At 37.6% G+C, this 13,408-nt stretch carries 13 protein-coding genes; 6 read left to right on the plus strand and 7 right to left on the minus strand.

What is annotated here, in order from left to right:
- The coding region (locus tag AC1W6K_RS09405) for a hypothetical protein (protein ID WP_481947288.1) at positions 1-194 on the plus strand (194 nt) is incomplete at its 5' end.
- Here AC1W6K_RS09405 and tyrS read toward each other — a convergent pair.
- The 3 genes from tyrS to AC1W6K_RS09420 all read right to left on the minus strand — a co-directional run bounded on the left by tyrS (position 180) and on the right by AC1W6K_RS09420 (position 3,450).
- Positions 180-1,469, minus strand: a complete 1,290-nt coding sequence (gene tyrS / locus AC1W6K_RS09410; RefSeq protein ID WP_481947289.1) for a tyrosine--tRNA ligase — start codon at positions 1,467-1,469, stop codon at positions 180-182. The genes AC1W6K_RS09405 and tyrS overlap by 15 nt on opposite strands.
- 246 nt (positions 1,470-1,715) lie before the next feature.
- On the minus strand, positions 1,716-2,942 hold the full coding sequence (locus tag AC1W6K_RS09415) for an S-adenosylmethionine:tRNA ribosyltransferase-isomerase (RefSeq protein ID WP_481947290.1): 1,227 nt from the start codon (positions 2,940-2,942) through the stop codon (positions 1,716-1,718).
- The gene (locus tag AC1W6K_RS09420) at positions 2,935-3,450 is read right to left on the minus strand and encodes an SdpI family protein (RefSeq protein ID WP_395786141.1); all 516 of its coding nucleotides are present in this window, start codon (positions 3,448-3,450) and stop codon (positions 2,935-2,937) included. Before AC1W6K_RS09420 ends, AC1W6K_RS09415 begins: the two co-directional genes overlap by 8 nt.
- A 121-nt stretch (positions 3,451-3,571) precedes the next feature.
- Here AC1W6K_RS09420 and AC1W6K_RS09425 point away from each other — a divergent pair, with 121 nt between their 5' ends.
- Together AC1W6K_RS09425 and AC1W6K_RS09430 are read left to right on the plus strand one after the other, a co-directional pair.
- On the plus strand, positions 3,572-4,123 hold the full coding sequence (locus tag AC1W6K_RS09425; protein WP_481947291.1) for a cob(I)yrinic acid a,c-diamide adenosyltransferase: 552 nt from the start codon (positions 3,572-3,574) through the stop codon (positions 4,121-4,123).
- A 16-nt stretch (positions 4,124-4,139) separates the two neighbouring features.
- Complete coding sequence (locus tag AC1W6K_RS09430; protein WP_481720723.1) at positions 4,140-5,192, plus strand: branched-chain amino acid aminotransferase; 1,053 nt, start codon at positions 4,140-4,142, stop codon at positions 5,190-5,192.
- Here the strand turns inward: AC1W6K_RS09430 and AC1W6K_RS09435 are convergent.
- The 4 genes from AC1W6K_RS09435 to AC1W6K_RS09450 form a co-directional block, all read right to left on the minus strand.
- On the minus strand, positions 5,189-5,776 hold the full coding sequence (locus AC1W6K_RS09435) for a hypothetical protein (protein WP_481947292.1): 588 nt from the start codon (positions 5,774-5,776) through the stop codon (positions 5,189-5,191). The genes AC1W6K_RS09430 and AC1W6K_RS09435 overlap by 4 nt on opposite strands.
- A 175-nt stretch (positions 5,777-5,951) precedes the next feature.
- Entirely contained in the window at positions 5,952-7,340 is a 1,389-nt protein-coding gene (locus AC1W6K_RS09440; RefSeq protein ID WP_481720719.1) for a BamA/TamA family outer membrane protein, read from the minus strand.
- 40 nt (positions 7,341-7,380) lie between these two features.
- Entirely contained in the window at positions 7,381-9,015 is a 1,635-nt protein-coding gene (locus tag AC1W6K_RS09445; RefSeq protein ID WP_481947293.1) for an AMP-binding protein, read from the minus strand.
- A gap of 38 nt (positions 9,016-9,053) precedes the next feature.
- Entirely contained in the window at positions 9,054-9,842 is a 789-nt protein-coding gene (locus AC1W6K_RS09450; RefSeq protein WP_481947294.1) for a biotin--[acetyl-CoA-carboxylase] ligase, read from the minus strand.
- A gap of 96 nt (positions 9,843-9,938) precedes the next feature.
- Between AC1W6K_RS09450 and rsfS the strand changes: the two genes are divergently transcribed.
- The 3 genes from rsfS to AC1W6K_RS09465 all read left to right on the plus strand — a co-directional run bounded on the left by rsfS (position 9,939) and on the right by AC1W6K_RS09465 (position 13,370).
- Positions 9,939-10,325, plus strand: a complete 387-nt coding sequence (gene rsfS / locus AC1W6K_RS09455; protein WP_395786155.1) for a ribosome silencing factor — start codon at positions 9,939-9,941, stop codon at positions 10,323-10,325.
- A 63-nt stretch (positions 10,326-10,388) separates the two neighbouring features.
- Positions 10,389-12,518 carry an ATP-dependent zinc metalloprotease FtsH gene (gene ftsH, locus AC1W6K_RS09460; RefSeq protein ID WP_481947295.1) on the plus strand — a complete coding sequence of 710 codons (2,130 nt, stop codon included), beginning with the start codon at positions 10,389-10,391 and terminating at the stop codon, positions 12,516-12,518.
- A gap of 39 nt (positions 12,519-12,557) precedes the next feature.
- Positions 12,558-13,370, plus strand: a complete 813-nt coding sequence (locus AC1W6K_RS09465; RefSeq protein ID WP_481947296.1) for a UDP-2,3-diacylglucosamine diphosphatase — start codon at positions 12,558-12,560, stop codon at positions 13,368-13,370.
- Positions 13,371-13,408 lie beyond the last annotated feature (38 nt).

Genomic DNA, 13,408 nt, shown 5'->3' on the forward strand with positions numbered 1-13,408 from the left:
GAACTCTTTTAACTTTAAGCTTAATCACCAAGTCGAAACTCAAGCAATCAAACCCTAAGTCAATGCGCCAGAATCGTTTTCCTAGCAATTGGGAGTGCAAAGATGTAGGAATAATTTATAAATACCAACTCACTACACGAATTAATTTAACTTTTTTTGCTCAAGCAGTATTTGCTAAACTATTTGAAGGATAAAATGTAATTTTTTTGTTTTCCATTCCCCACCAATACGTATCGCCCACGAATCTTTTCAAAATCTAACGCCGCATTGGGATCTGTTACTTTTACCTTATTAATACTAATGGCATTATTTTGTATAGCTTTACGTGCTTCACCCTTTGATGGGAAAATTAGATTATCAGTCCCCACACTAATTAAATCAGTTAGGTTCTTGCATTCAGCCATTAATTCTTCATCAACTTCATGAATTGGTAATTGATTCAATAATGCATCTGAAGCAGCTGCAATTAATTCCACCGCATCTTTAGAAAACAATAGGGTAGAGGCTTCAATAACCAATGCACACACCTCTGCTCCATGAACACGCGTCGTCACTTCCTCTGCAATCGCCTTTTGTTGTATACGTAAATGAGGCGCCTCCGCATGTTTCTTTTCTAATTCCTCTATTCGATTTTTCGAATATAAGGTAAATACACGTATCAATCGAGGAACATCCGCATCCGCTGCATTCAACCAAAATTGGTAAAATGCAAAAGGACTTGTTTTTTCAGCGTCCAACCACACATTACCTGATTCAGATTTACCAAATTTGGCACCATCTGCTTTCGTTACTAAAGGTGTAGTCAATGCAAAGGCTGCACGCTCTGTCGCATCTTCATCATGACCTTCTTTCCTACGAATAATTTCAGTTCCCGTTGTGATGTTGCCCCACTGATCTGAACCGCCCATTTGAAGGCGTACATTCTTATTCTTATATAAATGATAAAAATCGTAGCCCTGTAATAATTGATAAGAGAATTCGGTGAATGATATTCCAGTTTCTAACCGCTTTTTGACCGAGTCTTTTGACATCATGTAATTGACGGTCAAAAATTTCCCTGCTTCGCGCAAAAATCCAAGAAAGCTAAATTCTTTGAACCAATCATAATTATTAACCACCTCAGCTGAGTTCGCACCTGCATGAAATTCTAAGAACTTTTCAAGTTGCCTCTGAATGCCTACCTGATTTGCCCGTAAAGTATCTTCAGATAAAAATTCGCGTTCCGCTGCTTTGCCTGATGGATCGCCAATCATACCCGTAGCACCACCAACCAATGCAATGGGTTTATGACCACATAGCTGAAAATGCTTTAACAACATGATTGCTGCCAAATTACCTATATGTAAACTGGGAGCAGTTGGATCAAAACCTATATAGGCTACCGTCATTTCTTTGGCTAATTGATCCTCCAATCCAGGAATCATATCCTGCAACATCCCTCTCCAGCGCAATTCTTCAATGAAATTCATAATCGGGTGTTTATTTAGTCACTATTATCTAGCGGCTAAGTCTGTATTCAGTAATCAGTTATCAGTTGTCAGTAATCAGTTGTCAGTTATCAGTTGTCAGTAATCAGTTATCAGTAATCAGTTTTCAATTCTTACCTCTTAATTCTAATCTCTAGCGTCCAACGTCTAGCGTCCAACGTCTAACGTCCAACGTCCAACGTCCAACGTCTTAATTATCGGGCCACAAATTTAGTAATTCAGTTGGAATTATTGCTGTTTGTTGAAAAACAAACACGCATCACCATAGCTCAAAAAACGGTATTTTTGATCAATTGCCTCTTGGTAAACTGCTTTCCATGCGTCACCAATAAGGGAGGAAACAAGCACCATAAGCGTTGATTTTGGTTGATGAAAATTGGTTACCAATGCGTCGCAAAAGCGGAATCGGTAGCTAGGCATAATCAATAATTCTGTTTGAGCAATCCATTTGGTTTGTTGGTTCTCCTCCATAAAAGTTAGTAAGGCCCCTAATGCATCCTCATTCGAAACATCATCTCGATCCAGATAAGCAAATTCTTTTGGGATAATTAAACCATTTTCAGGAATGGATTTTTTTTCAATAACCCAAATCGCCGACCAATATAAGCTTTCTAGCGCGCGCATAGCCGTCGTTCCGACCGGAACATACGATCCATCATGTTGCATTAATTGAATTATAAATTCGCGATCAAAAATTAATTGCTCGCGATGCATGGGATGATTTCGAACCTCTTCTTCTTTCACAGGGAGGAAAGTGCCAGCGCCAACATGCAGTGTCAAATAGCTTTGTGGAATACCATTAGCTGTTAATCTTTCTAATATCTCAGAGGTGAAATGCAAACTAGCTGTAGGGGCCGCCACTGCACCCAATTCCTTCGAAAATACCGTTTGATAGCGATCTTGATCGGCTAATTCCGTGTCTCGTTCCATGTATGGCGGCAACGGTATTTTACCTATTTCATTAAGTATACTGACAAATGTATGGTCGCTATCCCAATTTATTTGGACTTGATTTGATAGGCGTTCATGCCAATTAATGCTTAAAACAATTACATGTCCATCAATTTCAATTGACTTCTTTAACGTTTCATTAGCTTTCCATCGTTTTTTGTTACCAATTAAGCATTCCCAACGAATTTCCCGACTTTGCTCCATAGCTTGTTGGGTCGGGATATTATCTATCAAAGGTTTTAAAAGAAAAATTTCAATCGCTGTTCCACTTTGCTTTTGTAATTGGATTCGAGCAGGAATAACCTTCGTGTTATTAAATACAATTAAACTATCTGAGGGAATTAAATCAGGAAATTGTTGGAACGAATGATGACTCGTAAGTTCATTTTGATGTACGAGCAAACGTGATTCATCCCGTTTTTGGCTCGGGAAAAAAGCAATATGAGAATCGGGTAACTCGTAGTCAAATGCCTGAATGGAAATATCGGGCATGTTTTTAAGCATGATCTTCGTCGATAAAATTAGATGAGCTCCACAGTCGAGCTGGTAAATAAATCATCCACACTAGAAATAGAACAATACCTAATTTGGGTAAATAACTGTAATCGGCTTGATTGGTACGTTCATCATTCAGTAACAATAAAACACGAAAAACCAGGATTAAATAGGTGTTAATTAAGGCCAAAAGAAAATGTAACCAATGCACGATAATTTGCTGTATCAATAAATCACCTTTGGAGGCGAATGCTTTTACTAATTTTCCAAAATATACGCGCGGAATTTTTTCAATACTTTTGATTAGTAACAACCCTAAAACATTCAGAATTGTAACAATTGCTGCAGTTAAATAAAAAATTTCTTCTTTAGGTAAAAAGCCATCACCACGGCCAGTTTCTCCAAAGTGTACGGCAGTTGGGTCAGGTAGTCCTCGATAGATAAAGAGCAAACTGATGCCAAAAGCAAACATGGATAATACACGCCAAACACGGGAAATAAATTTATCTATTGACATATTGTTGAAAAAGTTCACAAAATTAGTTTTGAAAAACTTAAGACCCTAATCTTTCCTCGTATTTGATAAATGCTTCCTTTCTTTTGGATTAAAGGCTGAAAAAACTATTTTTGTTGTACTTATGAAAATTTACACAAAACAAGGAGATAAGGGCTTCACTCGATTAGCTGATGGTATCGGTATTGTTAAGTCTGATTTTCGTCTAGAAGCTATTGGAGATATCGATGAACTTAACTGCCACATAGGGTTATTAGTTTGTCGAGTAGAACCTAAACTTGCAGAAAAACTTCAACTGATTCAGTCAAGTTTATTTGTTTTGGGAGCTTGTGTCGCTAGTGATTCTCAGGAAACTTTGGGTAATATGGAATTAATATCCCTAAAAGATATAGTTTCTCTGGAAAACAATATTGACGAAATGGATGAGCAGTTAAGTCCAATGCGTTTTTTTATTCTACCAGGGGGGCATGAAAGTATTGCTACAGCTCAAATTGCGCGCACGGTTTGTAGGCGAGCGGAGCGAAGTTTAATCCGTTGGGTTCAAGCTACAGACCAACCGAATTACGAAGTAGCTTTAGCCTATATCAATCGATTGTCTGATTATTTATTTATGATGTGTCGTTTTTTGCATCATAGTTTAAGTATTCCTGAGATTCCTTGGAATTCAGGTAAATAAAATTCAAAAACAACGTATGCAAATCCAAATTCAACCTATTTTAAATTCCCGTATTGATCAAGTCGATTTTGACAACTTAACTTTTGGTCGCAGCTTTGCGGATCATATGTTGGTGGCAGAATATGCCAACGGTGCATGGCAAAGTGCCACGATTCAGCCTTATGGCCCATTATCTTATCAGCCAGCCATGATGTCTTTACATTATGGGCAATCGATTTTTGAGGGTATGAAAGGTTACCGTTCGGCATCAGGAGACATTCAAGTATTCCGTCCAGAAGAGAATATGAAGCGTTTCAATAAGTCTGCATATCGCATGTGCATGCCCGAAGTACCAGAAGAGTTGTTTCTAGGAGGGTTACGTACCTTATTAAAACTTGATCAAGCATGGGTGCCTGCAAAAGAAGGGTGTTCCTTATATATAAGGCCGTTTATGTTTGCCACGGATGAATATGTGGGAGTTACTCCTTCGAATACCTATCGATTTATTATTTTTAATTGCCCGGTTGGTTCTTATTACACAAAACCATTGCGGGTTCGTGTGGAGACGGAATACATTCGTGCCGCGAAAGGTGGTGTTGGTTTTGCAAAAAATGCGGGTAATTATGGTGGATCATTATTTCCAACGCAGAACGCAATAAAGGATGGTTACGATCAAATTATTTGGACGGATGCAGCTACGCATCAATTTGTGGAGGAAGCGGGTACGATGAACTTAATGTTTATTGTAAACGGGTCATTAGTAACTGCACCCACAGGTGATACTATTTTAGATGGAGTGACGCGCAAATCAGTTTTGCAAATTGCTAAAGACTGGGGAATGGATGTACAAGAGCGTCCATTAGCAATTAAGGAGCTGATTGAAGGGATTGAAAATGGATCTGTAACGGAAGCTTTTGGTGCAGGTACTGCTGCTGTTATTGCCCCAATTGCAACGATAGGGTTTGAGGGAGTAGATTATCAATTGCCTATACGCAAAGAAGACGATTTTTCGGCCAAAGTTTTCAAAGAAATTAATCAAATTCGACTAGGTGAAATACCTGATTCACGCGGGTGGATTTGGAAAGTCTAATCAATTAATTCATAGATTAATTTAATTCCCGGATCTTTGGAAGTACTTACATCTTCCAACTGTATTCGGGATTTATTTTTTGATTCCCAAATGCTAACTTGCCCTTGGGTGGTTTTCTTTCCATGTTTAACTGAAAAATATTGCTCAAATTCAGTTAAAAGTTTAATCGTATTTAATTTATCTTCCAGGTATACATCGAAAACGATCTTATTAATCTGGTTGTTTTTATTTGTCATATAAATAACATCCACAAAATTTAAGTCGCTGTCATCCAAATAAAGGGAATACGATTTGCCGCCTTTAGGTTGGGTTTCAGATAATTCAATTTTTTCATTAAGCGAGTTAAGTGGTTGGAGCCATTTTACATTTCGAACGACGGCCAAATCACTTAATGTTATTTTTTGTAATGTGTTAGATGCGCTACTCCAAAATCTTTGTGATTGCGTTTGATCAGCAGCTTTTCCGTTTAAATTTGAGTCATTGTTGGAAGACTGGTTGCATTGTACTAATAACAAGCTACCCAAAAGGATCACAATCACAAAACCATGCGAAGCTTTTCCGAAAAATAGGGGAGCAGAATTCATTATTTTTTTTACTTATTTCAAAAATAGAGAATTTCAATCAGCTAAAAATTAATCTTTAAGAAAAAATTCTTATTTTTGGTCTGCTCAAATATGGATTTTCATTAATAACAATATTTAAGACTATTAGTGGTTAGGTATTTTATAAAGAAACCGGTCAATGACTGGTTTTTTTTTGTTAAAATTCTCGGCCTAAGGCAACCACCATTCCTGTTTTTCCTCCATTGGTTACAGGGAAAGCCACGCGAGCAACGAAGTTATAATACGTGACAAAATCAAATCCGAGTCCTGTGCCCAACAACCATTTGTTTGCATTCTTTGATGATTCATTGAATGGATTGTACACATAGCCTACATCGGCAAAGGCGGTTGGATATATGGCAATTGGTATTTGATTAATTTGCTTGAAGGGTATAAATGGAATGTGAAAAGTTCTTGAAAACAGCTGAAATTTCGCTGTATTGCGCCAAAGGAAAAAACCTGTACCATCGATAACGTTTAGCTCATATCCCCGAACTAGGTCATTGGCATACCCAAATCCACGTTGATTTGTATACGGAATATAGGTATCTCGGCTAATTTTTGCTTTCACCTGGCTAGCTAGAAAAAATTTATTTCCAAGTTCGAAAAAATAGGCTGCAGACGCACTAGTCTCCCAAAAATCTACTTTTTCTCGAGGAGAAAGGCCATATTTTGTAAAGCTTATATCCAGTTTTCTTCCTCTAAGTGGATAGTTAATAAAGTCTCGGTAATCATACGAGAATGCGTACTCGAGCTGGCTAAAATTTTGATTTAGTTGGCCTTGACCAAAATAGGCTGGATTTAGTTGAGCGATACTTTTATCAATATTCGCATGGGTGTATTTAAATTCTATTCGTTGGAAGTCATAAAATCGAAATCGTTTACGAAATTCGATACTTCCAGTCCATTTTTCCGCAATAAATTGATTTGAATTTTTATAGGCAAGCGTATCTGAAATGGTTTTATAGGGAACGTTTTTAAGTGAAGCATATTGCCAGTTCAATAGTAGTCCAATGGTCTTTTTTCGATCTAGGTAAGGATTTTGGTATACGAATTCATATTTGTTATTAAATCCAGTTTCAGTATTTATGATCACTTTTTCATTACGTCCCATGAAATTGTTATGCCTAAAGTTGAGCCCATAAATAGCTCGATCAAAATCCTTTCCCCGTGACCACCAATCATTGAAATTTCGATCTGCCAATTGGAAGAGGGGATAAGCTAGAACATACCACTGCTCTAAAAATTCATAGAGTACACTTATCTTTCCATTTGGCAGTTGATGGTAATCAGATTTTACCCATATGAACAGATTCGTGTTCATCAACTTTCTTCGATTGAATTCAATTCGATTAGGTAGCTCTGAAACTTGAAGTGAGTCTCGCTCGAAAAAATCAAGCTCTCTACGTAAAATACTTAATTTAGTGCGCTCGTTGCCCTTGAAAATAATTGTATCTACCGCTATATTTTGGCCTAGGCCACGGCGATTTATCGTTAGGGAAAGAACAAAAAAGCAACAAATTGAAATGAGGAACTTTGGGCGCATTGGCTCAATTTACGCAAATCTTGTTGCTTCGAAAATTATATTATTCGAAAATAATGGATTCTTTTGACGTGTACCAATTCTCGAATTGGGCAGTAAATTTTTGTTCAATTTCCATTCTTCGAATTTTTAGAGTTGGTGTTAGGCATCTGTTTTCCACGTTCCATTCATCCTGAAGAATTACTATTTTTTGAATGTGTTCATATTTTTTGAAGTTCGGATTAATCCGAATTCGTAGCTCATCAAATGCCTCAATCATTTGGCTTTGATTTAGTGCTTTGGCTGTAGCTGTTGTGACAATAAGTGCTATGGGTTGAGGTAAATTTATACCTACTACGCAGACTTGTTCTACCAAATTGCTCAGTGAATATTGATTTTCAATTGGAGCCGGAGCTACATATTGGCCTTTAGCAGTTTTGAAATTATCTTTTACACGGCCGACTATTTTTAAATAATTGTCGGCATCTAAATGACCCATGTCACCTGTTTTTAACCAATCGCCATCAAATAACTCCGATGTAATTTCCGGTGCTTTATAGTACCCAGTTGTATTATAGTCCGATTTCATTTGTATTTCGCCTGTTTCTGGGTCAATACGCGTTTCGCAAATTGGGTGGACTTTACCTACTGAACCAAGTCGAATATCATTACGTGGCATAAAGGTATTTAGCCCCACGTTTTCTGTCATACCATAGGCCTCTTGAATAAAAAGCCCAATTTTCTGAAACCAAGCACTTAATTCTGGTGGCATAGGCGCGGCGCCTGTCAGTAAAAAATAAGCTTGATCTAGGCCAAGTCCTTTTTGTATTTTCTTCTTGATTAGCTTGTTAAGCACGGGAATTTTCAACAATAAATTTAGTTTCTTTTCGCCACCTATCTTTTGAAGAATACCTTCTTGAAATTTGGACCAAATACGTGGTACAGCTAAGAAGTGCGTTGGTCGTGTTTCAGATAAATTTTGTTGAAACGTTGTCAGGTTTTCAACAAAGTAAATGGTACCTCCTGCTGCTATACCTGCAAATTCAACTATATTTCGTTCCGCAATGTGACATAAAGGTAGGTAGGAGATAAAACGCGTATTAGGGTTTTCTAAATAGGCTAAATCACGGGCTAAATTGAGGGCGATAGTGACTGCTTTATGTGTAATCATAACTCCTTTCGGCGTCCCTGTTGTCCCTGATGTATATACTATCGTTGCAATTGAATCAGGATTAGTGACTTCAGGAGTATCTATGCTTTTTTCTGATTCAATAACATCTTGCCACGAAGTACCTATGTTGCACGGGCTGTCCGGCGTATATAAAATTTTAATATACGCTGGAATTCCTTGTTTTATTTCATCCCAATTGTCAAGTTTTCCTACGACCAAAATTTGACAATCAGAATGTGTAAGCACTTGATTGAATTGATCGCTTGTTAAGGTTGGATAAAAGGGTACTGAAATTGCACCCGCAAATGCAATTGACAAATCAGCAAGAATCCAGTGTGCAGAGTTTTTAGAAAGGATGCCAATATGTTTTGGTTTACTGACTTCAAGTGTCTCTATGAAAAAAGAAGCTATTTTTTTAACCTGATTCCCTGATTCTTGATAAGTAAAATCAGTGTATTTATTACCATATGGTTGCTTTAGGAAAATACTTGATGGAGTATACTCGGCCCAATGAAGAAAATTGGACAAATTGCTTTGATAGGTTTTGAGCACGCGGTTTAGAGATTTTATTCGCTAAAAATAAAATTTAATTCCTTGATATCATAACCTTTTGTTTGGCCTTCCACTTCAATTTGGATCTGTCCTTTTGCGTCCACTTCGAGTATCTTTCCTTTAAAAATGCCAGCTACGTCACGAAATGTATGCCATTCTTGATTCCTAAATAGATTTTTATGGTAATTTTCGTCGATTAGTTGAAATTCCCGTTTAGTAAATTGATCATAGTAATATTCGATCCCCATGGAAATAAAATCAAATACATTGGAAATGTCAATTACATTTTGAGTAGGAGTAAATTGACGTAGCGATGTTGCGCGTAGTCCATCGAACGAACTTTGATTGACATTTATTCCAATGCCAACAATCGAAAATGACCATTTGCCAGATTGAAAATTATTTTCAATAAGTATTCCTCCTAGTTTATATTCATCTAAATAAATATCGTTTGGCCATTTAATAGTAGCTCTCAGGTGATGTCCTATATGATTTTGAGCCCAATTTTGTATACCTAAAATGACGCCTAAGGCAATGCATTTACTTAGGTAAAATTGATTGGTCACTAATTCATGAGGAGGTTTTAAGGCATAAGAAACAAGCAAATTTTTATTTGCTTCTGCAGTCCAATGATTTCCTCTTTGTCCTTTGCCGGCTGTTTGATGGCCAGCAATCCAAGCAAATCCTTCGGGTAAATCTAAGTTAATTGACTCTTCGAATGCAAGTGTGTTAGTGGATTCACACGACTTGATAAATTTTGTGAATTTGCCGACGAACCGGGTAGGGGCTTGGTAATTGTTCAACTTTTCTTTGTAATTTTAGCTTTACAAGAACAAATTTAATTCTTTATTCGTTACAGGATATTAATGATTCTGTTTATTATTTATTAATCCAAATTTATGGCCAAAAGTACCCTAAAAACCCCCACCAAGGAAGCATCTGAAGAACTAGCAAATTGGGTGGTTAAAGGAATGCAAGAGAAGAAGGCACAAGAGATCGTCGTGATGGACTTGCGTGGAGTACATAATGCATTTACTGATTTTTTTGTCGTTTGTTCAGGAACGTCTGATACCCAGATTGAAGCAATTGCGGATTCTGTTGACAAAGAAGTATGGGAATCAGGAAAGATTCATGTGCATGCGGTGGAGGGGAAGGCCAATCGTGAGTGGATTTTAATGGATTATTATGATGTAATAGTTCATGTTTTCTTAAAAGATAAGCGTGATTTTTTCAAACTAGAGGAATTATGGGGAGATGCGAAGTTTTCGTACCTACCCGAAGCATAAATTTTTCATGAATCGAACTATAATGGTTTCGATGTATGTTAATAGCCCAAATTAAACAAACTAATGGCAAAACAAGGAAACAGTTTTAAGAATAAAAAACTATCGGGGATGCCCCCACGCTTACCTAAAAAACCGGTGGGAGGAATGCAGAGTTGGATGATCATTGGTCTTATGATTGCAATGGTCAGTATGTTTTTCTTTACCAAACAACGTACGTTGCAAGAAATCAACCAACGCCAGTTTGAGTCTATGGTGATTCAAAAAGAGGTAGAGTCTGTCGTCATTGTGAATGATAAATTAGTCGAGGTCTCATTAAAGTCGGGTTTTGTTTCGAAATATTTTAAGAACTCACCGAAAGGCTTAATCTCAGCTAAGCAAGGACCACACTTTGAATTTCCAATAATTTCAAAAGAGGGTTTTGAACATTTTTTAGAGGATAGACAAAAAGACTTTCCTCGAAATGAGCGCATTTTTGCAACACCTGAGACTAGGACTGGACCATTGGATTGGTTGGGTACTTGGGGATTTTTTATTTTAATGGGTCTTAGTTTTTACTTCCTATTTTTCCGAATGGGTGGTAGTGGTGGAGGCGGTGGCCAAATTTTTAATATTGGCCGCAGTCGGGCAACGCTCATTGAAGGCGAATCTAAAGTGAAAGTTACATTTGATGATGTAGCTGGACTAGATGAGGCCAAAGAGGAGATTCAAGAGATTGTCGAGTTTTTAAAATTCCCTAAAAAATTCACTGATTTGGGAGGTAAAATTCCTAAAGGTGCACTTTTAGTTGGTCCTCCGGGAACAGGAAAAACATTATTAGCTAAGGCTGTAGCCGGTGAAGCTGGTGTTCCATTTTTCTCGCTTTCAGGCTCTGATTTTGTTGAAATGTTCGTTGGTGTAGGTGCCGCCCGTGTACGTGATTTATTCAAACAGGCCAAAGAAAAAGCCCCATGTATCATCTTTATTGATGAGATAGATGCGGTAGGTCGTTCGCGTAGCCGAGGTCAAATGCCGGGATCAAATGATGAGCGAGAAAATACATTAAATTCTTTGTTGGTAGAAATGGACGGTTTTGCAACTGATTCAGGGATTATCATCATGGCGGCAACAAACCGTCCAGATGTATTGGATTCTGCTTTGTTGCGTCCGGGACGTTTTGATCGTCAGATTTCAATTGATAAACCAGATATTATTGGTCGTGAGGCAATTTTTAAAGTTCATTTGAAGCCGTTGAAATTAGCAGCGGATATAGATCCAAAAGAATTATCGGCACAAACACCTGGCTTCGCTGGAGCGGAAATTGCTAATGTTTGTAATGAGGCGGCATTGATTGCTGCAAGACGTAGCAAGACCGCTGTAGACATGGATGATTTTCAGGAGGCTATGGATCGTGTGATTGGGGGGTTAGAAAAGAAGAATAAGATCATTAATCCATTAGAGAAGAAAATTGTAGCCTTTCATGAGGCGGGCCATGCGATTGCAGGTTGGTTTTTAGAGCATGCCAATCCATTGGTCAAAGTTTCAATTGTGCCACGTGGTGTCGCAGCGTTGGGTTATGCGCAATATTTGCCCAAAGAACAATTCTTATATCGCACAGAGCAATTAATGGATGAGATGTGTGTTACTCTGGGTGGAAGAGCTGCCGAAGAAATTGTGTTTGGAAAGATTTCTACAGGAGCACAGAATGATTTGGAGCGTATCACAAAACTCGCTTACTCCATGGTTACCGTGTATGGTATGAATGAGAAGTTGGGTAATATTTCATACTACGATTCGAAAGGTTCGGACTATCAGTTTAATAAGCCGTATTCGGAGACGACGGCTCGCGAAATTGATGAAGAGGTTCGGAAGATTATTGCAGAGGCTTATACACGAACTAAAAAATTGCTTCAATCCAAGAAGGATAAGCTAACCATTTTAGCTGAACAATTATTGGAAAAAGAAGTCCTTTTTCAAAGTGATTTAGAGGCGTTAGTTGGCCCTCGCCCATTTGAGCAATTAACTTCTTATCAAGAGTTTATTAAGGGTGAAACTGAGAAGAAGCGTCAAGATGCTAAGGATGAACGTCAGTTAGCTGAAGATAAAAAGCAGACAGCTAAGAAATCGGTTGCGAAAGCAAAAGATTATGTCGAGCCTGAGTCGGCACCTGTTAAGAAAGCGTCGCCCAGAAAGCGTAGTCCAAAAAAGGAAGATTAGTCAATAGGGGTGGGGATTCTCACCCCTATTTATTTACATATGATTGTTATACAAATTCCTGACGGAAAGAAAGTTTATTGTATCTCAGATATGCATTTGGGTTTTCCTAATGCACGTGAATCTCGTGCACGTGAAGCTCAATTGGTCTCATGGATGGATCAAATTGCAAATGATGTTTCTGATTTATTTTTAGTAGGTGATCTATTTGATTTTTGGTTTGAATATAAAGAAGTTATTCCCAAGGGATTCATTCGCTTTTTAGGGAAATTAGCTTCATTAGCTGACTCAGGAGTACGCATTCATGTGTTTGTTGGGAATCATGATCTTTGGATGAAAGATTATTTCGTCACAGAATTTAATGCACAAATTTACCAAACCTTAACTGATTTTGAATTTCAGTTTACGAATCATTCCTCGCGTGTTTGCATTGGACATGGAGATGGTATTGGTCCTGGTGATTATGGTTATAAGTTGCTCAAGCAAGTATTTACTAATCCTATTGCACAATTTTTATTTGGTTTTTTACATCCTGACATTGGTGTTAGGTTGGCTCATTTTTGGTCAGGAACTCGAAAAAAATCATCAATTAGTTCAAGCGAAGTGATGTTTAATTCTGATACTGACTATATCGTTTTAGCTATTAAGGATCGAATGCTGACTGATAGATTGGCCAATAAGGGAATAGAAGCGTATGTCTGTGGGCACCGACATCATCCTGTTTGTATTCAGTTAGCATCTGATATTCATTATTATAATTTAGGAGACTGGTTTAGTCAGGATTTTAAGCATGCTTATGTTTTGCAGATTGGTGCTAAAGGCTTTGATTTTGTGAAATTTCAGCCCAACTACTAATTTTTCTACCTATATTGTTTTTTTATTTTTCAAAATAA

It is taken from the genome of Aquirufa sp. (genome assembly GCF_964796385.1).